The organism is Xanthomonas cassavae CFBP 4642 (genome assembly GCF_000454545.1).
In the GTDB taxonomy this organism is placed as follows: domain Bacteria; phylum Pseudomonadota; class Gammaproteobacteria; order Xanthomonadales; family Xanthomonadaceae; genus Xanthomonas; species Xanthomonas cassavae.
This window is the reverse complement of record NZ_CM002139.1, coordinates 1,441,142-1,465,308: the sequence shown is the minus strand read 5'-3', so window position 1 is coordinate 1,465,308 and position 24,167 is coordinate 1,441,142. Positions and strand designations below refer to the sequence as shown.

General features: G+C 66.4%; 20 protein-coding genes. 4 read left to right on the top strand and 16 right to left on the bottom strand.

Annotation, left to right across the window (positions count from 1 at the left end; translation table 11 throughout):
- The first annotated feature begins 262 nt into the window (after positions 1 to 262).
- The gene (locus XCSCFBP4642_RS0106365) at positions 263 to 661 is read left to right on the top strand and encodes a VOC family protein (RefSeq protein ID WP_029219072.1); all 399 of its coding nucleotides are present in this window, start codon (positions 263 to 265) and stop codon (positions 659 to 661) included.
- An 88-nt stretch (positions 662 to 749) separates the two neighbouring features.
- On the opposite strand, the gene XCSCFBP4642_RS0106360 is transcribed toward XCSCFBP4642_RS0106365, so the two are convergent.
- Positions 750 to 1,727, bottom strand: a complete 978-nt coding sequence (locus XCSCFBP4642_RS0106360) for an NAD(P)H-quinone oxidoreductase (protein ID WP_029219071.1) — start codon at positions 1,725 to 1,727, stop codon at positions 750 to 752.
- Positions 1,728 to 2,293: 566 nt separating this feature from the next.
- On the opposite strand from XCSCFBP4642_RS0106360, the gene metF reads away from it, so the two are divergent.
- Both metF and XCSCFBP4642_RS0106350 read left to right on the top strand, forming a co-directional pair.
- Positions 2,294 to 3,121 (top strand): methylenetetrahydrofolate reductase [NAD(P)H], encoded by an 828-nt coding sequence (metF, locus tag XCSCFBP4642_RS0106355; RefSeq protein WP_029219070.1) that lies wholly within the window; start codon positions 2,294 to 2,296, stop codon positions 3,119 to 3,121.
- Positions 3,122 to 3,234: 113 nt separating this feature from the next.
- Positions 3,235 to 3,825, top strand: a complete 591-nt coding sequence (locus tag XCSCFBP4642_RS0106350) for a hypothetical protein (protein ID WP_029219069.1) — start codon at positions 3,235 to 3,237, stop codon at positions 3,823 to 3,825.
- A 219-nt stretch (positions 3,826 to 4,044) separates the two neighbouring features.
- Here XCSCFBP4642_RS0106350 and XCSCFBP4642_RS0106345 read toward each other — a convergent pair whose 3' ends face one another.
- From XCSCFBP4642_RS0106345 to XCSCFBP4642_RS0106330, 4 genes are all read right to left on the bottom strand, one after another.
- The gene (locus XCSCFBP4642_RS0106345) at positions 4,045 to 4,992 is read right to left on the bottom strand and encodes a Nudix family hydrolase (RefSeq protein WP_029219068.1); all 948 of its coding nucleotides are present in this window, start codon (positions 4,990 to 4,992) and stop codon (positions 4,045 to 4,047) included.
- 128 nt (positions 4,993 to 5,120) lie between these two features.
- Positions 5,121 to 5,489 carry a VOC family protein gene (locus tag XCSCFBP4642_RS0106340; protein ID WP_029219067.1) on the bottom strand — a complete coding sequence of 123 codons (369 nt, stop codon included), beginning with the start codon at positions 5,487 to 5,489 and terminating at the stop codon, positions 5,121 to 5,123.
- Positions 5,490 to 5,686: 197 nt separating this feature from the next.
- Positions 5,687 to 8,413 carry a preprotein translocase subunit SecA gene (gene secA, locus XCSCFBP4642_RS0106335; protein ID WP_029219066.1) on the bottom strand — a complete coding sequence of 909 codons (2,727 nt, stop codon included), beginning with the start codon at positions 8,411 to 8,413 and terminating at the stop codon, positions 5,687 to 5,689.
- A gap of 176 nt (positions 8,414 to 8,589) precedes the next feature.
- Positions 8,590 to 9,534, bottom strand: a complete 945-nt coding sequence (locus XCSCFBP4642_RS0106330; protein ID WP_029219065.1) for a M23 family metallopeptidase — start codon at positions 9,532 to 9,534, stop codon at positions 8,590 to 8,592.
- On the opposite strand from XCSCFBP4642_RS0106330, the gene XCSCFBP4642_RS0106325 reads away from it, so the two are divergent.
- The gene (locus XCSCFBP4642_RS0106325; RefSeq protein ID WP_024938332.1) at positions 9,535 to 9,981 is read left to right on the top strand and encodes a DciA family protein; all 447 of its coding nucleotides are present in this window, start codon (positions 9,535 to 9,537) and stop codon (positions 9,979 to 9,981) included.
- 186 nt (positions 9,982 to 10,167) lie between these two features.
- On the opposite strand, the gene lpxC is transcribed toward XCSCFBP4642_RS0106325, so the two are convergent.
- From lpxC to XCSCFBP4642_RS0106270, 11 genes are all read right to left on the bottom strand, one after another.
- Positions 10,168 to 11,079, bottom strand: coding sequence for a UDP-3-O-acyl-N-acetylglucosamine deacetylase (gene lpxC / locus XCSCFBP4642_RS0106320; RefSeq protein ID WP_029219064.1), 912 nt, complete (start codon positions 11,077 to 11,079; stop codon positions 10,168 to 10,170).
- Positions 11,080 to 11,309: 230 nt separating this feature from the next.
- The gene (gene ftsZ / locus XCSCFBP4642_RS0106315; protein ID WP_029219063.1) at positions 11,310 to 12,554 is read right to left on the bottom strand and encodes a cell division protein FtsZ; all 1,245 of its coding nucleotides are present in this window, start codon (positions 12,552 to 12,554) and stop codon (positions 11,310 to 11,312) included.
- Between the two features lie 308 nt (positions 12,555 to 12,862).
- Positions 12,863 to 14,098, bottom strand: a complete 1,236-nt coding sequence (ftsA, locus tag XCSCFBP4642_RS0106310; RefSeq protein ID WP_003485272.1) for a cell division protein FtsA — start codon at positions 14,096 to 14,098, stop codon at positions 12,863 to 12,865.
- On the bottom strand, positions 14,095 to 14,922 hold the full coding sequence (locus tag XCSCFBP4642_RS0106305; RefSeq protein WP_029219062.1) for a cell division protein FtsQ/DivIB: 828 nt from the start codon (positions 14,920 to 14,922) through the stop codon (positions 14,095 to 14,097). The genes ftsA and XCSCFBP4642_RS0106305 overlap by 4 nt, the downstream gene beginning before the upstream one ends.
- Before the next feature lie 124 nt (positions 14,923 to 15,046).
- Positions 15,047 to 16,003: a D-alanine--D-alanine ligase gene (locus XCSCFBP4642_RS0106300; protein WP_029219061.1), complete on the bottom strand. Its 957-nt coding sequence runs from the start codon at positions 16,001 to 16,003 to the stop codon at positions 15,047 to 15,049.
- The gene (gene murC, locus XCSCFBP4642_RS0106295) at positions 16,000 to 17,433 is read right to left on the bottom strand and encodes a UDP-N-acetylmuramate--L-alanine ligase (RefSeq protein WP_029219060.1); all 1,434 of its coding nucleotides are present in this window, start codon (positions 17,431 to 17,433) and stop codon (positions 16,000 to 16,002) included. The genes XCSCFBP4642_RS0106300 and murC overlap by 4 nt, the downstream gene beginning before the upstream one ends.
- Positions 17,430 to 18,695, bottom strand: a complete 1,266-nt coding sequence (gene murG, locus XCSCFBP4642_RS0106290) for an undecaprenyldiphospho-muramoylpentapeptide beta-N-acetylglucosaminyltransferase (protein WP_029219059.1) — start codon at positions 18,693 to 18,695, stop codon at positions 17,430 to 17,432. The genes murC and murG overlap by 4 nt, the downstream gene beginning before the upstream one ends.
- A complete protein-coding gene (gene ftsW, locus XCSCFBP4642_RS0106285) occupies positions 18,692 to 20,056 on the bottom strand; it encodes a putative lipid II flippase FtsW (protein WP_029219058.1) in 1,365 nt (454 codons plus the stop codon). The genes murG and ftsW overlap by 4 nt, the downstream gene beginning before the upstream one ends.
- Complete coding sequence (gene mraY / locus XCSCFBP4642_RS0106280; protein ID WP_029219057.1) at positions 20,056 to 21,141, bottom strand: phospho-N-acetylmuramoyl-pentapeptide-transferase; 1,086 nt, start codon at positions 21,139 to 21,141, stop codon at positions 20,056 to 20,058. Before mraY ends, ftsW begins: the two co-directional genes overlap by 1 nt.
- The gene (locus XCSCFBP4642_RS0106275; RefSeq protein WP_029219056.1) at positions 21,131 to 22,687 is read right to left on the bottom strand and encodes a UDP-N-acetylmuramoyl-tripeptide--D-alanyl-D-alanine ligase; all 1,557 of its coding nucleotides are present in this window, start codon (positions 22,685 to 22,687) and stop codon (positions 21,131 to 21,133) included. The genes mraY and XCSCFBP4642_RS0106275 overlap by 11 nt, the downstream gene beginning before the upstream one ends.
- The gene (locus tag XCSCFBP4642_RS0106270; protein WP_029219055.1) at positions 22,684 to 24,159 is read right to left on the bottom strand and encodes a UDP-N-acetylmuramoyl-L-alanyl-D-glutamate--2,6-diaminopimelate ligase; all 1,476 of its coding nucleotides are present in this window, start codon (positions 24,157 to 24,159) and stop codon (positions 22,684 to 22,686) included. The genes XCSCFBP4642_RS0106275 and XCSCFBP4642_RS0106270 overlap by 4 nt, the downstream gene beginning before the upstream one ends.
- Positions 24,160 to 24,167: the final 8 nt, after the last annotated feature.

The following is a 24,167-nucleotide window of genomic DNA, read 5'->3' as shown; positions in this document are numbered from 1 at the left end:
GCAGTGTACGGCGCCCCGCTGGCCGGCCGCGAGACATCGCTCCTGCTTGTTTTGCTATACCTGCACGCGGCCATGCGGGGCTGCTGGGTGATCGGCTCGCCGGCAGCGGGCAGCCCGATGATGACCGGCGACATTGCGGCTGCCCGCGAAGTCCGCACGCCGGGCACGCGCAGCTGCACCGGCCTTCCGATTGGCGCGCACCCGCGACGCGGCACACTTGCGCTTCCGGCACGCGGGCGTGCCGCTACACAGAGCCGCACCGATGCTGCATCACGTTTCGCTGGGGGTTCGCACGATCGAGACATCGGCCGCGTTCTACGATGCCGTCCTCGGTGCGCTGGGCTATGTGCGCGTGTGGTCGGACCTGGAGCCGGGCACGCTTGATCAGGCCGTTGGCTATGGCAGGCCGGGAGGCGAGGACTGCCTGGCCCTGAAGCAACAGCAGGCCGCGCAGTGCGCTCCCGGCGCCGGCTTCCATCTGGCATTTGCCGCCCGCGACGCGGCGGCAGCGAAGGCCTTCCACCTGGCCGCGTTGCAGCACGGTGGGCGCTGCAACGGCGCGCCCGGCCCGCGACCGGACTATGGCGATGCCTACTACGCCGCGTTCGTCATCGACCCGGATGGGCACCGGATCGAAGCGGTGGTCGAGCGCGCGGCTTGAGTGTCGCTCAGCGCCACGCAACGCGCGAGATTGCGTGCGGATCGCCGCACGGCCTCAGACGCGTCGTCGACAAGGCCAACGCAGACACCTACATCTCCAGCACCACCTTGCCCAGATGGCTGCCCTGTTCCAGATACCGATGCGCTGCGGCCGCATCGGCAAGCGCAAAGCGCTTGTCCAGCAGCACGCGGATCTTGCCCTGCTCGATCCACGGCCACACCACACGCTCCACCTGTGCGGCCAGCCGGGCTTTTTCGTCAGCATTGCGTGGACGCAGGGTGGACCCGGTGAGGATGGCCTGCTTGCGCATCAGGTGCGGAATCGGCACCTGGAGGGTGGCACCGGCTTGGGACGCGATATAGACGATGCGTCCACGCGGGTTGAGCGCTTCCAGCGTGTCGGCGAACACCGCAGCGCCCACCATGTCCAGCGCCACATCCACCCCGCCGTGCACCTTGGCCACTGCGACGAACGACTCGGCGGTGGAGTCGATCGCCACATCGGCGCCCAGCTCACGCGCCTGCGCAGCCTTGCCGGCAGAACGGGCGGTGGCCAGCACGTGCGCGCCGGCGGCCTTGGCCATCTGGATCGCGGTCACCCCGATGCCGGACGTGGCGCCATGCAGCAGCAACCATTCGCCGGCAGCGAGCTGGCCGTGCGCGAACAGGTTGGTGTAGGCGGTGAACATGGTTTCGGGCAGCGCTGCGGCGTGGACAAGATCCATGCCGGCCGGAATCGGCAATACATGACGCGCGTCGACCGCCACGTACTGCGCATAGCCACCGCCGCCGAGCAGCGCGCAGACGCGGTCGCCCACGTTCCAGCGACCGGCCGGCTCCACGATCTCGCCGGCCACTTCCAGACCCAGCGTCTCCGGCGCACCTGGGGGCGGCGGGTAGTGCCCGGCGCGTTGCAGCAGGTCCGGGCGGTTGATGCCGGCGGCGTGCACGCGGATCAACACCTGACCCGGCGCAGGACACGGGCGCGGTTGCTCGGTCGGGTACAACGCGTCGGCGTCGCCCTTGCCATCGCGGATGGCGATGGCGGTCATGGTGGTGTCGCTCATGCGAACGCTCCGGTGAGAAAGCGTCCAGTGTAGGCATGCGGGTGTGATGTCTGGCGCAGCGGGTGCGTGCGAGGCGTAGACCGTCACTGACGCGCGCCGGACAGCGACAGACGCGCGTTGCAGACAGGTCGCTCTGCCGGGAGCAGCGCCCTGATCGCTGTCGGCGGGACGTTTCGACTAGCGTGGATGCGCGCGCGTCCTTGCCCCATGGCAACCGCGCCGCAAGGTCGCTCGGCAACTTGGCGCCATCCACGCCCGGCTGCCTGCGCAAGCGCAAGATCGCCGACGTCCCCCGGATGCGACACCACGCTTTGGCGATGACGTCCTTCTCCGTTCCCGACGCTTGCGCCGGGACGCGGAATGGCGGGACACGCCTCCAGTGCAATGGTCGTCCATCGTCTTGCGCATGCGCTCGTCGCGGGTGGCAGCGACCCACACCGCCCAAGCAGCCCCGAGCGCCTGCCTTCAGCCAAGGCGACCACAGCGAACCGGGACATCCGCAACCAAATATGCATTCATCGCGATGGAGCGATATTATACCGACACGCTCTGCCGGATCCGCTGCGATGACGCATCTCAGTTTCGAGTTCTACCCCCCGAAGACAGACGACCAGCGCGCGCAGCTGGACCGCACTGCAGCCAAGTTGAAGGGCTATGCGCCGGAATACGTGTCGTGCACCTTCGGCGCCGGCGGCTCCACGCTCAGCTACACCTCCGAAACCGTGCGTCATCTCAAGCAGAAGCATGGCTTCGAAGCGGCGCCGCATCTGTCCTGCGTCGGTGGCAGCCGCCAGGAGATCCGCGAGTTGCTCGAGCTGTACCGCGCCATCGGCTGTACCCGCATCGTGGCGCTGCGCGGCGACCTGCCCTCGGGCATGGGCCACCCCGGCGACCTGCGGTACGCCTCGGATCTGATTGCCTTCATTCGCGCCGAACACGGCGATGCCTTCCGCATCGAAGTGGGTGCCTATCCGGAAACCCACCCGCAGGCGGCAGATGCGCTCAGCGACCTGCGCTATTTCAAGGCCAAGGTCGATGCCGGCGCGGACGCGGCGATCACCCAGTATTTCTACAACGCCGACGCCTACTTCCATTTTCGCGATGCGGTGGAGCGCCTGGGCGTGGCGGTACCGATCATTCCCGGCATCATGCCGATCTCCAACTTCTCGCAACTGCGCCGCTTTTCCGAGCAATGCGGCGCCGAGATTCCGCGCTGGATCGGCAGGAAGATGCAGGCCTACGGCGACGATGCCGATGCGGTCCGCGCCTTCGGTGCCGAAGTGGTCGCCGCCCTGTGCGAACGCCTGATCGCCGGTGGCGCACCGGCACTGCACTTCTACACCCTCAATCTGGCCAAGCCGACCACCCAGGTGCTGCAGCTGCTCGGACGTTGAACGCAGCCGGCAACACCCGCTCCTGCCCAATCATCGGGGACGCGAATGCCAGCACCGCACACACGGCCCGCTTCTTCCTCGCCAGCTCACGCGTGCCCGGCTACGCTGCGCCGATGCCTCGCCTCTTCTTGCCCTTGCTCGCCTTGCTGCTCTGCCTGTGCCCCATCATGCGCGTGCAGGCGCAGGAGATTCGCCGCTGCGTGACGCCGGATGGGCGGACCATGTTCACCGACCGCCGCTGCGAAGACGTAGGCGCCGCCACCCGCGCGCCACCGGTGGTGCGCAGCCAGGCCAATACCGGTCTGTACCGTTACGGCTGCCCACGTCGGCTGAGCGAACTGGTGTCGCTGCTGCAACTGGCGGTGGACAGCCGCGACGTCAACCGCCTGTCCAGCCTGTACCTGTGGAGCGGCCAGTCCGATGCCGCTGCGAATCAGGTGCTGAGCCGGCTGGAAGCCATCGTGCAACGCCCGCTGCTCGACATCGTGCCGATGTACCCACAGACCGACACGCCCACCTGGGAGAATGGCGGCGCAGCGGCAACGCCTTCGCTCGATGGCAGCCCGATCGATGCACCGCTACCGGCTCCCACGCGTCCGCGCCCCTGGGGCCTGCGCCTGGAACAGAATCTGGCCAGCGGCACACCCGCGCGCAGCGTGTTGCGGCTGCGCCGGCAGTACAACTGTTTCTGGGTGACGTTCTAGCTGCATCGGGCGATGCGCGAGGTGCCTGCCGACCAGGTTCTGCGCGCGCTCTACGCATTGCGTCAACAGCAGCGGATCGCACCGGCAACGTTGAGCGATCGCAAAGCGCCTTTGCTGCGTCGATCCGACGTATCGCCGACCGCCGAGCCCCCAGCGCGATCCGACAATCCGGCTGTCGATCGCATCGCCAGAGGCAACACCACGGCGTCAGCGTCGCCGTCAGGCCGGCCACAGGCCCCGAATCGCCGCGATGCCCTGCGCCCCGTGCGAACGCGCCTTGCGTAGATCGTCGACACCCATGCCGCCGAGCGCGTAGATCGGCAGCGATACCTGCTCGCGCAGGCGCTCGAAGCCGTCCCACCCCAGCGGCGTGGCGCCCGGATGCGACGCGGTGGCCTGCACCGGTCCCAGCACGGCGACATCGCAGCCGAGCCGCTGGGCATGGCGCAGGTCTTCCACCCCGTGACAGGACGCGGCCACCAGGTGCTCGGCCGGCAACGGGCGCTCCTGCAGGCCGGCCAGTTGCTCGGCACCCAGGTGCACGCCAATGCCCAGCTCGGTGGCCAGGGCGATATCGCGATTGAGCAGCAACTGCGCACGGTGACGGCCACGCAGGCGCATCACCTTCTGCAGCAGGGCCTGCCAACGGGCCGGCTCGCACTGCCGCGCACGCAACTGCAGGCGCGTCACGCCCGCCTGCAACGCACGCTCCAGGCCGTCCAGCCAGTGCGCCTCGTCGTCGGGCTCGGGAGTGATCAGGTAGCAGTCGGGCTGGCGCAGCACGCCCACCACCGGCACATCCGCCGGCGGCATCGAATAGCGCGCCAGTTTGTCGGCCGCTACCCAGGTCATCGCCTGGCCTTCGCGCCCACGTGGACTGCCCTTCCAACCGCTGATGTGACGCACTTCCAGGCGCAGGCGCTTATCCGGGTAGAGCTGCGGTACTTCCATCACCCAATCGCCCACCTGTGCCTCGATGCCCAGTTCTTCATTGAGCTCGCGCACCAGCGCCTGCTCGGAGGTTTCGCCGGGCTCGCGCTTGCCACCAGGGAACTCCCAGAGGCCGGGCATATCGCGGGTTTCGGTACGGCGGGTCAGCAGGATGCGGCCGCGGGGGTCGGTGATCACGCCGGCAACGACGTGAATGGATCTGAGGGAATCGGGCATGCAATAAGAGTGCCGCGAGTGAGCGGTCCAGCGCAATCGCTTGGGGGCTGGGATTAGTGATTGGGGATTCGTCAAAGCGGGGCATGCGTGCTTTTGCCAATCCCGATTCCCGAATCTCCAATCCCGGCCTACAGCGGATGCCCGATGCGCCAGAGCACCCCGCTGGGATCGTGCAAGGTGAAATCGCGCGCGCTCCAGGGCCGGTCTTCCGGCGCGCTGACATTCACGCCGAATTGCTCGTCCAGTCCGATGTCATGCATGTGCTGGCACCAGACATCGGCATCGTCCATCCACAGATGCAGCATCAGGTTTTCGGCCGGCTCGCGCACATAGAAATCCTGCAGCAGAAACGCACAGTGCGCACCGTGCCGAAAGCAGGTCACATTGCCGACCTCGTCTTCCTGCACGAACCGCAGCGCACGGTAGAACTGCTGCGACAGCGCATAGTCGTGTGCAGGCACGAACACCTTCAGTTGCTGGCTCGACAGCTGCGACATGAGGCACTCACGCGGGACGTGGATCGCGCATACGCCCCGCAGTGGCGCAGGCGGACAAGCCTGGGTGCGCGGGCACAGCGAGCAGCAGCAGCTCCAACGAATCCCCCAAAATGCAACGCCCCCCTTGGTAAGGGGGGCGCGCCGAAGGCGCGGGGGATCGGAAGCGAGGACCCGTGCACCCAGCGGTCAGCTCAGCATCAGCTGAGCTGACCGTGGCAGTGCTTGTACTTCTTGCCGCTACCGCACGGGCAGGGATCGTTACGGCCGACCTTGGGCTCGTCGCGGGTGACCTGCGACACCGGCACCGGCGCGTTGCCGCCCTGCATCTGTTCCACTTCCTCGTCGGCGCCGTAACCGCCGGCATCCTGATGCTGGAATTGGCGAGCTTCGGCCTGGCGGCGTTCCTGCTCTTCCAGTTCGGCCACTTCTTCCTCGCTGCGGATGCGCACGCGCGCCAGCAGGTTGATCACCTCGCGCTTGACGCTCTCCAGCATCTCGGAGAACAGCTCGAAGGCTTCCTTCTTGTATTCCTGCTTGGGCTGCTTCTGCGCGTAACCGCGCAGGTAGATGCCCTGGCGCAGGTAATCCATCTTGGCCAGATGCTCCTTCCAGCCCTGGTCCAGCACGGTCAGCATCACGTGCTTTTCCAGTGCGCGCATGGTGTCGTTGCCCACCGCCGCTTCCTTCTGGGCAAAGTGCGCATCCACCGCGGCCTGCACCTTGGCGGCAATCTGTTCGGCGTCCAGCTCCTCCTGCGTGCGCGCCATCTCGCGCAGCGCCAGCGGCATGCCAAGCTCCGATTCCAGCGTGGCTTCCAGGCCCTGCAGGTCCCACTGCTCGTCCACCGAATTGGGCGGCACGAAGCGCGCGACCAGGTCGTAGATCACATCGCCGCGAATGCCATCGACGTTGTCCTTGACCGATTCGGCGTCCAGCAACTCGTCGCGCTGGGCATAGATTACCTTGCGCTGGTCGTTGTTGACGTCGTCGAAGTCCAGCAGGTTCTTGCGGATGTCGAAGTTGTGCGCTTCCACCTTGCGCTGCGCCTTTTCGATCTGCCGGCTGACCAGGCGATCCTCGATGACGTCGTCTTCCTTCATGCCCATCATGCGCATCGCCTTCTGGACCCAGTCCGAGGCGAAGATGCGCATCAGGTTGTCTTCCAGCGACAGATAGAAGCGCGAGGAACCCGGGTCGCCCTGACGACCGGCCCGGCCGCGCAGCTGATTGTCGATGCGCCGTGATTCGTGGCGCTCGGTACCGATGATGTGCAGGCCGCCGGCCGCCTTGACCGCGTCATGACGACGCTGCCATTCGGTCTTGATCTGGAAGCGCGCGTCTTCGCTGGCGTCTTCGCCGAGGGCGTGATACTCCGATTCCAACGAGCCGCCCAGCACGATATCGGTACCGCGACCGGCCATGTTGGTGGCGATGGTCACCGCGCCCGGCTGGCCCGCGTTGGCCACGATGGTGGCTTCGCGCTCGTGCTGCTTGGCGTTGAGCACTTCGTGCTTCACTCCGGCCTTGCGCAGATGCTCGGACAGCATCTCCGAGGTCTCGATCGAGGTGGTACCCACCAGCACCGGCTGGCCGCGCTTGGCGCAGTCTTCGATGTCGGCCAGCACCGCATTGAACTTGCCCTTGCGGTTGAGGAACACCTGGTCCGGATGGTCCTTGCGCACGGTCGGGCGGTTGGTCGGGATCACCACCACTTCCAGGCCGTAGATGCTCTGGAATTCGTAGGCTTCGGTGTCGGCCGTACCGGTCATGCCGGACAGCTTCTTGTACATGCGGAACAGGTTCTGAAAGGTGATGCTGGCCAGGGTCTGGTTCTCGCGCTGGACCGGCACGCCTTCCTTCGCTTCGACCGCCTGGTGCAAGCCGTCGGACCAGCGACGCCCGGTCAGCGTGCGGCCGGTGAATTCGTCCACGATCACCACTTCGCCATCGCGCACGATGTAGTCCACGTCGCGCTGGTAGATCGCATGCGCGCGCAGCGCAGCGTTGAGGTGATGCACCACGCTCAGGTTCTGCGCGGCGTACAGGCCGTCTTCGGCGTTTTCCAGGATGCCGGCCTGCAGTAGCAGTTCTTCGGCGTGGCCCATGCCCGCCTCGGACAGATGCACCTGCTTGCCCTTCTCGTCGATCCAGAAGTCGCCCTCGCCCTCTTCGCTTTCCTGCTTGGTCAGCTGCGGCACGATGCGGTTGACGCGGATGTACAGCTCCGGCGATTCGTCGGCCGGGCCGGAAATGATCAGCGGGGTGCGCGCTTCGTCGATCAGGATCGAGTCCACTTCGTCGACGATGGCGTAATGCAGATTGCGCTGGTAGCGGTCGGCGCGCGACAGCGCCATGTTGTCGCGCAGGTAGTCGAAGCCGAACTCGTTGTTGGTGCCGTAGGTGATGTCGGCGGCGTAGGCGGCATGCTTGTCGCTGTGCGGCATGCCCGGATACACCACGCCCACGCTCAGGCCCAGCCAGTTGTACAACTTGCCCATCTGCGCGGCGTCGCGGCGCGCCAGGTAGTCGTTGACGGTGACCACGTGCACGCCTTCGCCCTGCAATGCGTTGAGGTACACCGGCAGCGTGGCGACCAGGGTCTTGCCTTCGCCGGTACGCATTTCGGCGATCTTGCCCAGGTGCAGCACCATGCCGCCGATCAGCTGCACATCGTAATGGCGCATGCCCAGCACGCGGCGGCTGGCCTCGCGGCACACCGCAAAGGCTTCGGGAAGAATCTTGTCCAGGGACTGCCCGGCGGCAAGTCGCTGCTTGAACTCCGGGGTCTTGGCTTGCAGCTCGGCGTCGGAGAGCTTCTCGATCGTCGGCTCCAGCGCATTGATCTGGGTGACGAGGCGGGTGAGCTGGCGCAGCTGGCGTTCGTTACGACTGCCAAAGACACGGGTAAGCAGACTGTTGATCATTGAAAAAACCGGTTGAAAAGGAACGGTTTGACCGACGCCGGTCCCCAAGACCCGACCGCCGTAAACGAAACAGGGCGCACTGCGCCCTGTCGATGGCAACACCCTATTGTAGCTTGGGGCGAGCCCTCACGAATCAAGCACCGCCATTGCGGCGTCTCATCCGCTCCATTGCCGCGTCAGCCGCGCCCGCGCCGGCCCACCGGGGTATTGGTGTCGCCCAGGAACTTGCGTGGATTGACCACGTGCCCGTCCGCCCACACCTCGAAGTGCACGTGCGCACCGGTGGAGCGGCCACTGGAGCCGGCCCTGGCCACCTGCTGCCCGGCACGTACCAGATCGCCCACCTTCACCACCAGCCGCGAGTTGTGCGCGTAGCGGGTGACGTAACCGTTGCCGTGGTCCACTTCGACCACGTTGCCGTAGCCACCACGCACACCGGCGTAGCTGACCACTCCATCGGCCACCGACAGCACCGGGTCGCCCACGTTGGCATGGAAGTCCACGCCCTTGTGGAAGGCCGAGCCACCATCGAACGGGTCGGCACGGCCACCGAAGCCGGAGGTGATGTAGGTATTGCGGATCGGCATGCGCGAGGGCACCGAATTCTGCTCGAGCTGGTGATCGAACATCAGCGAGGCCAGCACGTTCAATTGCTGCCCGGAGGCGGAGAACTGCTGCTCGACTTGCCCTAGCGTCTGCTTGAGGTCTTTCACCGGCATGTCGCTGACCGGCTCGTCGCCGCCACCGACGCCGACCGGCGCGTCGAAGTCGAACTCGCCGTCCTTCAACTTGCCCATTTCGGTCAGGCGCTCGCCCAGGGCATTGAGGCGGGTAGCCTGTGCCTGCAGCTCACCCAGCCGGGCAGCCAGGGCGTTGACCTGCGCCTGCGACGCGCGCTGCGCCTGCGCAAGCTCGGTCTGCTGCTGCGCGACCTTGGCCTGCAGCGCGGAATTGGTCACCATGCCGGTGGCGGTGCTGGCACCGACGCCGATCAGCATGCCCAGGCCAAGCACGGCCCCAAGCACCACCATCGGCCGATCTGCTGCAAAGCCCTGGAACTGTCGGGCCACACGCTGGGCCCGGGTCTGCCGAGATTTGATTACAACTTTTTTCAACGCCATATGAGTGTCATGTCCAAGCCCAAGTCCAACGCACGCAACCCTTCCGTCCCACAACCGGCCATCGAGGCCGCGTTGGGTGAAAAGGCTGGCGACCCCTTGCGCCGAGCGTTGTGGCTCGATGCGCTGGACCGACAGTTGCGCCCCCTGTTACCGCCTCATCTGGCCACCCGTTGCCGGCTGGCCAATGTCAGAGACGAACAGCTCGTTTTTCTGGTTGATTCACCTGTCTGGCATGCCAAATTGCGACTTGCCGAGACCCAATTACTGGATGCCGCCCGATCCATCGGACTGAAGGCCACCGCAGTGACCATCAAGACCACTACCACCCCGCTGCATTCCCCAATGCAGCAGAATCGCGAGCGTCCGCGCCCCGTCTCGGAGGCCACGCACAGAGGTCTGCGCGATGCGCTGGCCTCCCTGCAGGATGTTCCACCCACCAAACGGTGAGCACCGCGCCGCTGGTGCGAAGCGGCCGCCGCAGCGTGAAAGAATTGCGAAGACCGCGCACGACCCGACGCATCCTAGCGGGCCTCAGCCACGCAGGAGTTAGAGAAGTCTTAAATAAAAGTTAAGAACGGGCCGGTAATCCGACGCAGTTCACACTTCGAACGCCGACTGCGGCATTCCCCGACATCAGGCGTAGACGGGGCTGGCGTAGGTGACCGGTGGCGGCTCGGCGCCCTCGGCAAAGCTGACCCATTCCCAGGCGCTCTGGTCCGCCAGCAGCGCGCGCACCAGCTTGTTGTTGAGCGCATGCCCGGATTTGAAGCCTTCATAGGCACCCAGGATGGCACCGCCAGCCAGATACAGGTCGCCGATGGCGTCCAGGATCTTGTGGCGGACGAATTCGTTGGTATAGCGCAGGCCGTCCTCGTTGAGCACGCGGAACTCGTCCAGCACGATGGCATTGTCCATCGAGCCGCCCAGGCCCAGGTTGCGCTCGCGCATGTACTCCAGATCGCGCATGAAACCGAAGGTGCGCGCGCGCGAGATTTCCTTGACGTAGGCCGAGGTGGAGAACTCGATTTCCTGGCGCGACTGCTTGGCCGGGATCATCGGGTGATTGAATTCGATGGTGAAGCCGAGCTTGTAGCCCTCGTACGGCTCGAAGCGCGCGATCTTGTCGCCCTCGCGCACTTCCACCGGCTGCTTGATGCGGATGAAGCGCTTGGCCTTGTTCTGCTCGACGATGCCTGCCGACTGCAGCAGGAACACGAATGGGCCGGACGAGCCGTCCATGATCGGCAACTCGGCCGAGGACAGCTCGACGATGACGTTGTCCACACCCAACCCGGCCAGCGCCGACATCAGGTGCTCGACCGTCTGGATCTTGGCGCCGTTACAGGTCAGGCCGGTGCACAGCGTGGTCTCGGTGACCAGCTCGGCATCGGCGGGGACTTCGACCACCGGCTCCAGGTCCACGCGCCGGAACACCACGCCATGATCGACCGGGGCCGGTCGTAGCGTCATGTACACCTTGTCGCCACTGTGCAGGCCGACGCCGGTGGCGCGAATGGTGTTCTTGAGAGTGCGTTGCTGGGTCATAGGACGAAGTCTGGGGGAGCAATGCAGACAGACGCTGAACAGGCTGTCTAATTCGGTGAGGTTAGCCGAATTTTAACAAGTTACGCGTGACGAGGCGAAACCCAGCGGTCACGCCACTGCAAAAGCTGCCGGATCGCGACCGATCCGGCAGAAAGGACATGGCATGGCAGACCCGACGCAATCGCCGGGCTGGACGGGCTGCGCCACCGTGGCGACGCAGCCGGCGCCCGTCAGTCGGCCTGGCGGCGCAGGAACGCCGGGATATCCAGGTAGTCGTTGGGCAGATCGGCTGCCGGCGCCGAAGCACCGCCGCTGTTTTGGTTGCCAGCGCTGCTGCCGACCGAATCGCTGCTCGGACGACGCAGGCCCAGGCCCATGCTGCCGCCGACCGCCTTGGACACCGCGTCGCCGTTGCTGGTGTCGAAGTCGCCGAATTCCGGCTGGCCGGTGGTGGCATTGCGCACCAGCTTAATCGGCGCGCGCTGGTCCGGACGCTGGGTCTGACGGGCGACCGCACGGTTCAGGCCGGTGGCGACTACGGTCACGCGCACTTCGTCCTGCATGTCCGGGTCCAACACGGTGCCGACGACCACGGTCGCGTCTTCCGAGGCGAACGCTTCGATGGTGCGGCCGATCTCGTCGAACTCGGACATGGTGAAGTCCGGGCCGGCGGTGATGTTGACCAGGATGCCGTTGGCGCCGGCCAGATTCACATCGTCCAGCAGCGGGTTCTGGATGGCGGCTTCGGCGGCGGCCTGCGCGCGATCGTCGCCGCGTGCCGACCCGGTGCCCATCATGGCCAGGCCCATTTCCGACATCACGGTGCGCACGTCGGCGAAGTCGACGTTGATCAGGCCCGGACGCACGATCAGGTCGGCGATGCCCTGCACCGCGCCCTGCAGCACGTCGTTGGCGGCGCGGAACGCCTGGATCATGGTGGCGTTGCGGCCCAGCACGGTGATCAGCTTTTCATTGGGAATGGTGATCAGCGAGTCGCAATGCTGGCTCAGTTCCTCGATGCCCTTGAGCGCGACCTGCATGCGGCGACGGCCTTCGAACGGGAACGGCTTGGTGACCACGGCCACGGTCAGGATGCCCATTTCCTTGGCCAGCTGCGCAACGACCGGTGCAGCACCGGTACCGGTGCCGCCGCCCATGCCGGCGGTGATGAACACCATGTCCGCACCCTGCAGCGCGTCCATGATGCGCTCGCGATCTTCCAGCGCCGCCTGACGGCCGACTTCCGGATTCGCGCCTGCGCCCAGGCCCTTGGTGACGTTGGTGCCGAGCTGCAGCTGCAGCTTGGCGCCGCAGTTCTTGATCGCCTGCGAGTCGGTGTTGGCGGTGATGAATTCCACGCCATCGACATTGGTGTTGACCATGTGCGCGACGGCATTACCGCCACCGCCGCCCACGCCAACGACCTTGATGACCGCGTTGGGAGCCATTTTTTCAATCAGTTCGAAATGTGCCATGTCAGTGTCCTCTTGAGCCGGGATTGGGGAGTGGGGATTGGGGATTCGTAAAAGCGCTGGCCCCTGCCCTACTCCGCATCACGGCGAGTGTTGTTGTTTGAAAGTCGGGATTCGTGTGCCGGGGCCGTAGATTCGCTGTTGCGCTCCACGGCTCGTGTCACCTACTCCTCGACGCAATGCCTGCAAATAATTTTACCGCCTACCTGCTCGCCGCTCTCTACTTAATCTTCGCAACCGCCGCCGCTTTGCCTTTCGCTCTTGTTCTTGCTCTTGCCAATCCCGAATCCCAACTCCCGAATCCCAGCCCCTCAGAATTCCCCGCGATACCAGTTCTTCAATTTCTTGAACAAGCTGCCCGCGCGTCCGGTCGGGATCGACGGGCGGCGCGGATGTTCGATCTGACTGCCCATCAGCAGCAGGCCCACGCCGGAGGCGTGTACCGGGTTGCCGACGACTTCGCCCAGGCCGGTGACGTGCTGGGGGATGCCCACGCGCACCGGCATCTGCAGCATTTCTTCGGCCAGTTCCACCACGCCTTCCATCTTCGAGGCGCCGCCGGTGAGCACCATGCCGGCGCGCACCATTTCTTCGAAGCCGGAGCGGCGCAGTTCGGCCTGCACCATTTCGAAGATTTCTTCATAACGGCCCTGCACCGCCTGCGCGAGCGCGTGGCGCGGCATGCGGCGCGGCGGGCGGTCGCCCACCGATGGCACCTGGATGCTCTCTTCGGCCGTCGCCAGCTGCGCCAGCGCGCAGGCGTAGCGGACCTTGATCTGCTCGGCTTCCGGCGTGGGCGTGCGCAGCATGTGCGCGATGTCGTTGGTGACATGGTCGCCGGCGATCGGCAACGAAGCGGTGTGGCAGATCGCGCCCTGCACATACACCGCCAGATCGGTGGTGCCGGCGCCGATGTCCACCAGCACCACGCCCAGCTCGCGTTCGTCGGCAGTCAGCACTGCGACTGACGATGCCAGCGACGACAGCACCAGATCGTCGACCTGCAGGCCGCACTTCTGCACGCACTTGGTGATATTGGCGGCGGCCGACTGCGCGCACACCACCAGGTGCGCATGCACCTCCAGGCGCACGCCGGTCATGCCGACCGGATTGCGGATGCCTTCCTGCGAATCGTCCAGCACGTACTCGCGCGGGATCGCATGCAGGATGCGCTGGTCGGCCGGAATGGCCACGGCCTTGGCCGCATCGAGCACACGCTCCAGATCGCTCCAGGTCACTTCGCCATCGCGAATCGGCACGATGCCGGGCGAGTTCTTGCACTGCACGTGGTTGCCGGAAATCGACGCGTACACCGAGCGGATCTCGCAACCGGCCATCAGCTCGGCCTCTTCCACCGCGCGCTGGATCGACTGCACGGTGGACTCGATGTCCACCACCACGCCGCGCTTGAGACCGCGCGATTCATGCGAACCGATGCCGATCACTTCGATCGGATTGCCGGGCGAGTATTCGCCGACCAGCGCGACGACCTTGGAGGTGCCGATGTCCAGTCCAACGATGAGGGATTTGTCGCCTTTGCGGTTCATGTCTTAAAGCCGGGATTCGAGATTCGGGATACGGGATTGGAAAAACGCGGAAGTGCCAGGGCGACGGGAGGTGCGGAAGGTGCTGCGCGATGCCGGGGCTGCGCTTTTTCCAATCCCGAATCCCCACTCTCCAATCGCTGCCGTTCAACGGTAAATCCATTGGTATAGCGCAGGTCGGCGCGTATGATCGGGCGCTGCGGGTCGGCCAGTTGCGGCAGCACGTGGGCGAAGCGCTGCAGGCGGGAGCGCGCATCGTCGCGGCCGATCACGATCTGCACGCCGTTGCTCAGGCCCAGCGACCAGCTGCCGCGCGCGTCCATTTCCAGGCGCTCCACATCCAGCCCGGTCGGCGCGAACAGCGCGCGCGACTCGTTGTAGAGCGCCACCACGTCCTGGGTCTTGCTGTCAGGGCCGCCGAGTTGCGGCAACTTGAAATCCTTGAGCAACGGCGGGCTGCGGAACAACCGGCCCTGCTCGGACAACATGCGGTCGGTGCCCCAGCGCGCGAACGGTTTATGCTCGGTCACGCGCACTTCCAGCACGTCCGGCCAGCGCTTGCGCACCTGCGCGCTTTCCACCCACGGCAGGCGCGCGATGGCGTCCTGCGCGTTCTGCAGCTTCACCGCAAAAAAGCCTGCGCGCGCATACGGCAGCACCACTGCGCGCAACTCCTCGGCCGGCACCCGCTTGAAGTCGCCGGACACCCGCAACTTCGCCAACGGCCAGCGCTCGGCACCGACCCAGCCGTTGAGCACAGCCACCACCGGCAGCGCAACCAGCGCCACCGCGAGCAACCAGGCCAGGATGCGCAGGGTGGCGTTCATTGGCGCGCTCCGCGCGCGGGATTCGGCATTGGGGATTGGAGATTCGTCACGGCAGCAGCAACAGCAAAGGCGCGCATGGCGCCGCTGTTCACCAATCCCGAATCCCCAATCCCCAATCCCCGCGTCATAGCGTCTGCTCCAGCACGCGCCAGACCAGCTCTTCGAACTCGATGCCGAGCTGGCGGGCGGCCTTGGGCACCAGCGAGTGGCTGGTCATGCCCGGGGCGGTGTTCACTTCGAGCAGATACAGCTGGCCGCTGCTGCCATCGCGCATCACGTCCACGCGGCCCCAGCCGCGGCAGCCGGCAGCACGGAAGGCGTCGAGGGCGAGCTGGCGGATCTGCGCCTCGGCCTCGCCTTCCAGGCCGGGGCACAGATACTGCGTGTCCTCGGCGATGTATTTGGCGTTGTAGTCGTACCACTGCCCCTTGGGCACGATGCGGATCGATGGCAGCGCGGTGTCGCCGAGCACGGCCACGGTGAGTTCATCGCCCTCGATCAGCTGCTCCATCAACAGCGCGCCGTCGTAGCGCGCAGCCAGGGTCACCGCTTCTTCGAGCTGTGCCTGGTCGAACACGCGGCTGACGCCGACGCTGGACCCTTCGTTGGCCGGCTTGACGATCACCGGCAAGCCGATCTGCCGGGCGGCAGCGTGAATGTCGTTGGCGCTGGCACCGGCAGCCAGGCGCGCATAGCGCGGCGTGCTCAGGCCCAGCGACAGCCACACCTGCTTGGTGCGGATCTTGTCCATGCTCAAGGCCGAACCCAACACGTCCGAGCCGGTGTACGGGATGCCGAAGGCTTCCATCAAGCCCTGCACGATGCCGTCTTCGCCGCCGCCGTCATGGCCGTGCAGCACGTTGAAGACCCGATCGAACTGCTGTGCGACCAATGCCTGGGCCAATGCCGGAATGCCATCGACCGGCTGTGCATCAACACCGCGTGCGCGCAGCGCTTCCAGCACATTGCTGCCGGAGTTCAACGAGACTTCACGCTCGGACGAGGTGCCACCGAGCAGCACCGCAACGCGGCCGAATGCGGCCGGGTCGCCGGTGCGGGCATTGGCGATGACAGCACTCATGCCTGTTCTCCAACAAATCCGTTGTTGATGATGTGCTGCGCCACATAGCCGATGTCGCCAGCACCCATCATCAGCAACAGATCGCCGTCCTGCAGCACGTCCGGCAGCACTTCGGCCAGGCCGGCAATCTGCCCGACCACCACCGGTTCGCTACGGCCGCGCGCACGGATGGCACGCGCCAGTGCGCGCGAGTCGGCACCGGGAATCGGTGCTTCGCCAGCGGGATAGACTTCGCTCAGCACCAGCGCATCCACGGTGCTGAGCACCGCGGCAAACGCGTCGAACTGATCGCGGGTGCGGCTGTAGCGGTGAGGCTGAAAAGCCACCACCAAGCGCTTGTCCGGCCAGCCGCCACGGGCGGCGGCGAACACCGCTTCCAGCTCGCGTGGGTGATGGCCGTAATCGTCGACCACCCGCACGCGTGCGCCGTTGCTGGTGGTGACTTCGCCCAGATCGTTGAAACGGCGGCCGATACCGGCGAAGTTTTCCAGCGCGCGCGCAATGGTCTGCGGCTCCACGCCGAGCTGCCAACCGATCGCGGCAGCGGCCAATGCGTTGAGTACATTGTGACGGCCCGGCAACGCCAGCGACACCGCCGTGGTGGTGCCTTCGGGCAGGCGCAGGGTGAAGCGCATGCGCGGGCCGTCCTGCACCACATCTTCGGCGCGCACGTCGGCGTTTTCGCTCATGCCGTAGCTCATCACGTGACGCGGCGTCTTGCCGGCCAGCGCGGCCACCTCCGGATCATCGATGCACAGCAGTGCCAGGCCATAGAACGGCAGGCGCTGCAGGAATTCGGCAAACGCGGCCTGCACGCGGGCGAAATCGTTGCCGTAGTTTTCCAGGTGATCCGAATCGATATTGGTGATCACCGCCATCAACGGATTCAGCCGCAGGAAGCTGCCGTCGCTTTCGTCGGCTTCGGCCACCAGCCACTGGCCACCGCCGAGCTTGGCGTTGGCACCGGCGGCCAGCAGCTGGCCACCGATGACGAAGGTCGGATCCAGGCCGCCTTCGCTCAGTACCGCCGCGGCCAGACTGGTGGTGGTGGTCTTGCCGTGCGTGCCGGCCACCGCGATGCCGCGACGGAAGCGCATCAGCTCGGCCAGCATCGCCGCACGCGGCATGATCGGAATGCGCTGGCTGCGCGCTTCCATCAGCTCGGGGTTGTCTTCGCGAATCGCGCTGGAGACCACCACGCAATCGGTGCCGAGCACGTTGGCGGCCGAGTGGCCGCGCATCACGCGCGCACCGAGCCTGGCCAGCCGTCGCGTGGCCGCGTTATCGGCATTGTCCGAACCGGAGACTTCGTAGCCCAGCGTCAGCATGACCTCGGCAATGCCGCTCATGCCTGTGCCGCCGATACCGACGAAATGCACGCGCGGGAACGCACGCACCAGGTCGCCACTGTCCTGCAGACGGCGGATCACTGAGCACCTCCTGCTGAGGTGCCGGGATTGGGAATTCGGGATTGGGGATTGGTGGCGATCAACTGCGCCGAACGGTCGCCATTTACGGATGTCTGCATGCTGTCCTGCTTGTGCGTTTGCTTGTTACGAATCCCCAATCCCGAATCCCCACTGCCGGCTTCTTGAAGAATGATGTCGGCAATGCGCTCGGCAGCGTCCGGCTTGGCCAGGGTGCGGGCGGCTTGGGCCATCGACAGGCGGCGTGCGGGGTCGGCGAGCAGGGTCTGCAGGACCTGCTGCAGGCGCACCGGCAGGCTGTCGTCCTGCTTGAGCAACACGGCGGCGTCCGCGCCGACCAGGTATTGGGCATTGCGGGTCTGGTGATCGTCCACGGCGGCGGCAAAGGGCACCAGCACGCTGCCGACACCGGCAGCGCATAGCTCGGCCAGCGTGGAGGCGCCTGCACGGCACACCACCAGATCGGCCCAGGCATAGGCGTCGGCCATGTCGGCAATGAAGGGTTCGACGCTGGCATCGACGCCGGCCTGCGCATACGCCGCATCGGCTTCGCCGCGCAGCTTTTCACCGCACTGGTGGCGTACCTGCACGTCCGGGTGACCGAGCGCGGCCAACGCCGACGGCACGGCTTGATTGAGTACGCGTGCGCCCTGGCTGCCGCCCAGCACCAGCACCCGCACCGGGCCGCCGCGGCCCACCAGACGCACCGCCGGATCCGGCAGCGCGGCGATTTCCGCGCGCACCGGGTTACCCACTGCTTCTTCGCCAGCGAAGCTGCCCGGAAAACCGGTCAGCACGCGGCGCGCGAAGCGCGACAGCACCTTGTTGGTCATGCCGGGCGCGCGATTCTGTTCGTGCACCAGCAAGGGTACGCCGAGCAGGCGCGCGGCCAGACCACCGGGTCCAGCCGCAAAGCCACCAAAACTGATCACCGCACGCGGCTGGCGCTCGCGCAGCACGAAACCGGCGGCGCGCACGGCGCGCATCACCCGCACCGGTGCGCCAAGCAACTTGATCACGCCCTTGCCACGCAGGCCACTGATGGCCAGCGTGTCGATCTGGATCGCGTGCTGCGGTACCAGTCGCGTCTCCATCGCCCCGTCGGCACCCAGCCAGGTCACTGGCACGCCGCGCGCGCGCAGCACCTTGGCCACGGCCAGGCCCGGGAAAATATGTCCACCGGTACCGCCAGCCAGAATCATCACAGGTTGAGTCTCCGCACATGAATGTGCGGGCTGTTGCGCGGGATTCGCATAGACGCTCATGCAATCCTCCCGAAGGTCGGTTCCACGCGCGGCTGCATCCGGCTGGTACCGCGCAGGATCGCCGACGCTGGTGCGACCGGCGCCGATGCAGCAGGTGCGGCGGCAGCGGTGTCGCGTTGCGGTGTGCGCGGCGGCGGCGCGTGCGCGGGTGGCTCCGGCTCGCCGGCGGGTTCGGACGGCTCGGCGGATGCAGCGCCCGCGCCCTGTGGCGACAACTTGCTGCGCAGGCGCTCGGCGCGGTCCATTTCATAGGACACCCGCAGCAGCAGGCCCATCGCCACACAGGTCATCAGCACCGACGAACCGCCGGAGGAAATCAGCGGCAGGGTCAGGCCCTTGGTTGGCAGAATCCCCAGGTTCACTCCGATCGACACGAAGCTCTGCATCGCCACCCACAGGCCGATACCGAAGGCGACGTAGCCGGAGAAATGGCGCTTCATTTCCACACAGCGCATGCCCAGCCAGAACGCCCGGCCGACCAGCAGTGCATACAGGGCCACTACGCCGCAGACGCCGATGAATCCCAGTTCTTCGGCGATCACCGAAAAGATGAAGTCGGTATGCGATTCGGGCAGGTAGTTGAGCTTCTGCACCGACGCGCCCAGGCCCACGCCCATCCACTGGCCACGGCCGATGGCCATGAGTGCGTTGGACAGCTGGTAGCCCGAGCCGAGCTGATCGACCCACGGATCCATGAAGGACGTGACGCGCCGCATGCGGTACGGCTCGAAGATCACCAGCGCCACCAGCGCCGGCAGCAGCAGCAGGATCGGCAGGATGATGCGCCCGATCGGCGCTCCGCCCAGCACCAGCATGCAGGCGGTGACGCTCAACAGCAGCATCGACGAACCGAAGTCCGGCTGCAGCAACAGCAGGGCCACCAGGAAACCGACCACGAACACCGGCTTGAGCATGGCCTGCCAGGTCGCGTTGACCTCGTCGCGAAAGCGCACCAGGTAACTGGCCAGCCAGATGATGTAGAGCACCTTGACCGACTCGACCACCTGGAATCTGGACACGCCCAGATTGATCCAGCGCTTGGCGCCGTTGACGGTGCTGCCCAGGCCAGGCACGAACACCATGATGAGCATGACAAAGCAGCCCAGCAGCAGCATCTGGTTGTGCTGCTCGATGGTCTTGAGCTCGGTACGCATGGCCCAGAAGGCCAGCCCGATGCCGACGCCCAGGAACAGCAGGTGGCGGGTCAGGTAATAGAACGGGCTTGCCTCCAGCTCGATCGAGCTGGAAGCCACCATCACCACGCCCAGCGAGGCGAGCGTGACCGCGGCCCCGAGCAGCCACGGATCGTAGCGGCCGCCGATGGCGTCCAGTCGCGTGGCCTGGCGGGACATGTCGTTCATCAGCGCACCTTCAACGTGGCCAGGCCGATCAGCACCAGCACCACCGAAATGATCCAGAAGCGCACGATCACCCGCGGCTCCGGCCAACCCTTGAGTTCGAAGTGGTGGTGGATCGGCGCCATGCGGAACACGCGCTTGCCGGTCAGCTTGAAGCTGGCCACCTGGATCATCACCGACAGCGTTTCGATCACGAACACGCCGCCCATGATCACCAGCACCATTTCCTGGCGCACGATCACCGCGATGGTGCCCAGCACCGCGCCCAACGACAGCGCGCCGATGTCGCCCATGAACACCATCGCCGGGTAGGTGTTGAACCACAGAAAGCCCAGCCCTGCCCCGGCGATCGCCGAACAGATGATGATCAGCTCGCCGGCCCCGGGAATCAGCGGGATCTTCAGGTAGTCGGCAAACACCACGTTGCCCGAGGCGTAGGCGAACACGCCCAGCGCGCAGGCCACCAGCACGGTCGGCATGATCGCCAGGCCATCCAGGCCGTCGGTGAGGTTCACCGCATTGGAGAAGCCCACGATCCAGAAATAGGCGATCACCACGAAGCTCACGCCGGCCAGCGGCAGCGCGATCGACTTGAACATCGGAATGTAGAAGGTGATCGCGGCCGGCACGTCGGCGGTGTAGTACAGGAACAGGCCGGCGGCCAGGCCGAAGATCGACTGCAGCAGGTACTTCCAGCGCGACTTCAGGCCGTTGGGATCGCGACGCACGATCTTGATCCAGTCGTCGTACCAGCCGATCGCGCCGAAGCAGATCATCACCGCCAGCACCAGCCACACATAACGGTTGCGCAAGTCGCCCCACAGCAGCACCGACAGGGTGACGGTGAGCAGGATCAGCGAGCCGCCCATGGTCGGGGTGCCGGCCTTGGAGAAATGCGTCTGCGGACCGTCCTGCCGGATCGGCTGGCCACCCTTGAACTGGGCCAGCTTGCGGATCACCGCCGGGCCCATCCACAGCGACAGGAACAGCGCGGTCAGCGCGGCCAGGATGCCGCGGAAGGTCAGATAGTTGAACAGCCCGAACAGGCTCTCCAGTTGCTGCAGCCAACGCGCCAGCTCAAGCAGCATGGGAGGCGTCCTCCACAGGTGCGAGCAACGCGGCGACGATGCGGTCCATGGCGCTGCCGCGGGAGCCCTTGATCAGCAGGGTGATGGAGCCGGAAGGCGTAAAACCGGGACCCGGGACCCGGGACCCGGGACTCGTAAGAGCATCTGCGAATTGCGATTGGTGTTGTTGAATCAAAGCGTGTTCCTGCGTACTTCCCGATACCTGCTGTTGCTCCTCCCCGGGTCCCGGGTCCCGGGCCGCGACTTCCAAGAGATCCGCCTGCAATGCCGCCGCCAGCTCCGCATGGGTGGCGAACACACGGCCGCCCTCGCCGAATGCCTGCGCCGCGGCGGTGCTGAGCTCGCCCAGCGCGTACAGCCGCTGCAGCTTGGCCGCGCGGGCGCGACGTCCGGCAGCGGCGTGCAATGCGGCGCCTTCCGGGCCGAGTTCGCGCATATCGCCCAACACCAGCCAGCCAGCGCCAGGCGCGGCGGCCAGTGCATCGATGGCGGCATCCAGCGACCCGGGGTTGGCGTTGTAGCTGTCGTCGATCAGTACCGCCCCGCCTGGCAGACGGTGGGCGATCTGCCGGCCAGCCACCGGGCGCGCCTGCGCCAGGCCGGCGGCAATCACCGCCAATGCGATGCCCGCACCCAACGCCAGGCCGGTGGCGGCCAGCGCATTGAGCACGTTGTGGCGACCCGGCAGCGGCAGCGCAATCTGCGCCTCGCCCTGCGGCGTCACCAGCGTGAACTGCGCGCCCTCGGCATGCAGCCGCAGCCCGCGCGCGGTGATCTCGGCGCTGGCCTGCAGGCCGTACCGCAACACGCGACGGCCCTGCACCGGCTGCGCCAGCATGTGCTGCTCGAACCAGGCACCGAAGGCGTCGTCGGCATTGATCACCGCCACGCCATCGGCCGGCAGCGCGGTGTAGATGGCGCCCTTGGTCTGTGCAACCCCGAGCAGGCTGCCCAGGCGCTCCAGATGGGCCGGTGCGATGTTGTTGACCAGGGCCACGTGCGGCCGCGCGATCTCGGTGAGATAGGCAATGTCGCCGGGCTTGCCGGCCCCCATTTCGTACACCGCGATATCCGCATCGTCCGGCGCGGCGATCACCGCCAGCGGCAGGCCGATTTCATTGTTGCGATTGCCCGGCGTGGCATAGACGGTGGTGCCGTCGACACGCCCGGCTTCGGTCAGGATGGCCAGCAGCAGCGCCTTGACGCTGGTCTTGCCGTTGGAGCCGGTCAGTGCGATCACGCGGCTGGCACGGTCGCGCTGCAGGCCGGCAGCGATGCGCGCCAGGGCCAGTTCGGTGTTGGCCACCAGAACCTGCGACACGCCCAGCGTCGGCAGCAGGCGCTCGACCAGCACACCGCTGGCACCACGCGCTACCGCGTCGGCCGCAAAATCGTGCCCGTCAAAACGCTCGCCACGCAGCGCCACGTATAGGCTGCCGCTGCCGAGCGTGCGGGTATCGTTGCCGACCGCATCGATCATGGCGTCGTCGCCATGCAGTTCGCCGCCGGCAAAATGCGCGATCAGCGACAGCGGAGTGAGCTTCATGCGCGCACTCCCAGCACGGTGCGCGGCAGCAAGGCCTGCGCCGCCACTGCCGCGTCGTCGAAGGCATGCCGCACGCCTGCCACTTCCTGGTAGGGCTCGTGGCCCTTGCCGGCGATCAGCACGATGTCCGAAGCGCCTGCCATGCCGATGGCCTGGAGGATGGCCGCGGCGCGGTCGCGTTGCACGATGGCCGCATCCGGGCGCGCAAAGCCGCGCAGGATGTCAGCGACGATCGCATCGCCGTCTTCGCCGCGCGGGTTGTCGTCGGTGACGATCGCCACGTCGGCATTGAGTTCGGCAATGGCCGCCATCTGCGGGCGCTTGCCGGTATCGCGCTCACCGCCGCAGCCGAACACGCAGATCAACCGGTCCTGCGCATGCGAGCGCAGGCTGGTCAGTGCCTGTTCCAGCGCATCGGGGGTGTGCGCGTAGTCGACCACCACCAGCGGTGCGCCGTGCGCGCCGCCAAGGCGATTCATGCGGCCGTGGATCGGCTGCAGCTGGCCCAGCACCTGCGCGATCTGCGCCGGGGCGTAATTCAGCGCATGCAGCGCGCCGGCCACCGCCAAGAGATTGTCTACGTTGAAGCGGCCCAGCAGCGACGAGCGCACCGGGTGCACTGCGCCAGCAAGATGCAGCGCGAAACCAATGCCGTTATGGTCCAGCTGCAGGGCTTGCGCGCGCACACCAGCCTGGGCCTGCCCGCGCGAACTCACGCCGACCGCGCGCAGTGCCGGATCGAGCGAGGCGAACAGGCTGCGGCCGAACGCATCGTCCAGATTCACCACCGCCGCCTTCAATCCGGCGCGAGAGAACAGCTTGGCCTTGGCCGCGCCGTACTGCGCCATGTCGCCGTGGTAATCGAGATGGTCGCGGGTGAGATTGGTGAACACCGCCACGTCGAAATGCACCGCATCCACGCGGCCCTGATCGAGTGCGTGCGAGCTGACTTCCATCGCCACCGCCTGCGCGCCTTCATCGCGCAGCTGCGCCAGCAACGCGTGCATGGGCAGCACCAGCGGCGTGGTGAATCCGGTCGGCACGGCCGCGCCGTACAAGCCCACGCCCAGCGTGCCCAGCGTGCCGGTCGGTGTGCCGAGCAAGGTCAGCGCCTGCGCCAGCAGTTGCACGGTGGAGGTCTTGCCGTTGGTCCCGGTGACGCCAGCCATGCGCAGCGCGCGCGACGGGTGACCATGGAACTGATCGGCCATCGCACCCAGCCGTGCACGCAGGCCGGGCACCGCGATCGCATCGGCAGGTGCCGGCAGTTCGGCCGGCGCCGGCGGTTCGAACAACACCGCTGCCGCACCATTGGCGCGCGCCTGCTCGACAAAGCCCAGCCCATGCGCACCGAAGCCGGCGATCGCCACGAAGGCATCGCCCGGGCGCACCGCACGGCTGTCCATCACCAAGCCGGAGACCTGCACATCGCGCGCGAGCGTCAGGTCCGGCAATAGCTGCGACAGCGGCATGCTGCGGC

Excerpts from the sequence above, each read along its gene's own strand:
- XCSCFBP4642_RS0106365 (WP_029219072.1), top strand. The coding sequence starts at position 263 with ATGCTGCATCACGTTTCGCTGGGGGTTCGCACGATCGAGACATCGGCC.
- XCSCFBP4642_RS0106360 (WP_029219071.1), bottom strand. The coding sequence starts at position 1,727 with ATGAGCGACACCACCATGACCGCCATCGCCATCCGCGATGGCAAGGGC.
- metF (WP_029219070.1), top strand. The coding sequence starts at position 2,294 with ATGACGCATCTCAGTTTCGAGTTCTACCCCCCGAAGACAGACGACCAG.
- XCSCFBP4642_RS0106350 (WP_029219069.1), top strand. The coding sequence starts at position 3,235 with ATGCCTCGCCTCTTCTTGCCCTTGCTCGCCTTGCTGCTCTGCCTGTGC.
- XCSCFBP4642_RS0106345 (WP_029219068.1), bottom strand. The coding sequence starts at position 4,992 with ATGCCCGATTCCCTCAGATCCATTCACGTCGTTGCCGGCGTGATCACC.
- XCSCFBP4642_RS0106340 (WP_029219067.1), bottom strand. The coding sequence starts at position 5,489 with ATGTCGCAGCTGTCGAGCCAGCAACTGAAGGTGTTCGTGCCTGCACAC.
- secA (WP_029219066.1), bottom strand. The coding sequence starts at position 8,413 with ATGATCAACAGTCTGCTTACCCGTGTCTTTGGCAGTCGTAACGAACGC.
- XCSCFBP4642_RS0106330 (WP_029219065.1), bottom strand. The coding sequence starts at position 9,534 with ATGGCGTTGAAAAAAGTTGTAATCAAATCTCGGCAGACCCGGGCCCAG.
- XCSCFBP4642_RS0106325 (WP_024938332.1), top strand. The coding sequence starts at position 9,535 with ATGAGTGTCATGTCCAAGCCCAAGTCCAACGCACGCAACCCTTCCGTC.
- lpxC (WP_029219064.1), bottom strand. The coding sequence starts at position 11,079 with ATGACCCAGCAACGCACTCTCAAGAACACCATTCGCGCCACCGGCGTC.
- ftsZ (WP_029219063.1), bottom strand. The coding sequence starts at position 12,554 with ATGGCACATTTCGAACTGATTGAAAAAATGGCTCCCAACGCGGTCATC.
- ftsA (WP_003485272.1), bottom strand. The coding sequence starts at position 14,098 with ATGAACCGCAAAGGCGACAAATCCCTCATCGTTGGACTGGACATCGGC.
- XCSCFBP4642_RS0106305 (WP_029219062.1), bottom strand. The coding sequence starts at position 14,922 with ATGAACGCCACCCTGCGCATCCTGGCCTGGTTGCTCGCGGTGGCGCTG.
- XCSCFBP4642_RS0106300 (WP_029219061.1), bottom strand. The coding sequence starts at position 16,003 with ATGAGTGCTGTCATCGCCAATGCCCGCACCGGCGACCCGGCCGCATTC.
- murG (WP_029219059.1), bottom strand. The coding sequence starts at position 18,695 with ATGAGCGTCTATGCGAATCCCGCGCAACAGCCCGCACATTCATGTGCG.
- ftsW (WP_029219058.1), bottom strand. The coding sequence starts at position 20,056 with ATGAACGACATGTCCCGCCAGGCCACGCGACTGGACGCCATCGGCGGC.
- mraY (WP_029219057.1), bottom strand. The coding sequence starts at position 21,141 with ATGCTGCTTGAGCTGGCGCGTTGGCTGCAGCAACTGGAGAGCCTGTTC.
- XCSCFBP4642_RS0106275 (WP_029219056.1), bottom strand. The coding sequence starts at position 22,687 with ATGAAGCTCACTCCGCTGTCGCTGATCGCGCATTTTGCCGGCGGCGAA.
- XCSCFBP4642_RS0106270 (WP_029219055.1), bottom strand. The coding sequence starts at position 24,159 with ATGCCGCTGTCGCAGCTATTGCCGGACCTGACGCTCGCGCGCGATGTG.